2 tRNA genes and 1 rRNA gene are annotated in these 503 nt (G+C 49.7%); all 3 read left to right on the forward strand.

Annotated elements, in window-relative coordinates:
* Window positions 1-109, forward strand: a 16S ribosomal RNA gene (locus tag JHD62_RS21465); the annotation flags it as partial.
* 64 nt (window positions 110-173) lie between these two features.
* Window positions 174-250 (forward strand) — tRNA-Ile (locus JHD62_RS21470).
* A gap of 4 nt (window positions 251-254) precedes the next feature.
* Window positions 255-330 (forward strand) — tRNA-Ala (locus JHD62_RS21475).
* Window positions 331-503: the final 173 nt, after the last annotated feature.

Below are 503 nucleotides of genomic sequence, written 5' to 3' on the forward strand. Positions count from 1 at the left end.
AGTGGGTAGGCTAACCGTAAGGAGGCCGCTTACCACGGTGGGATTCATGACTGGGGTGAAGTCGTAACAAGGTAGCCGTAGGGGAACCTGCGGCTGGATCACCTCCTTTCTAGAGAAGGCGATCGTCAAGTATTCACAGCCTATCGGTTATTCGAGATTTTAAGGGTTTGACTGGGTTTGTAGCTCAGCTGGTTAGAGCACTGTGTTGATAACGCAGGGGTCGAAGGTTCGAGTCCTTCCAGACCCACCAGTTTGGGGGATTAGCTCAGTTGGGAGAGCACCTGCTTTGCAAGCAGGGGGTCGTCGGTTCGATCCCGTCATCCTCCACCATTCTTACAGTGCAAACAAAAGCGCACACAGCAGATTTTATTGCTGCGTGAATTTCTGTTTGCGTTGTTTTTACAATGCCCGATCTTTAACAAACTGAAGAAGCCGAATTAATTAGACGGCGAGATGAAACACCTGCAGTTAACTCTGCAAGTGGGACAAATCGTCATCTTGGG

This window comes from Aquitalea sp. ASV11 (assembly GCF_016429185.1).
Taxonomy (GTDB): Bacteria; Pseudomonadota; Gammaproteobacteria; order Burkholderiales; family Chromobacteriaceae; genus Aquitalea; species Aquitalea pelogenes.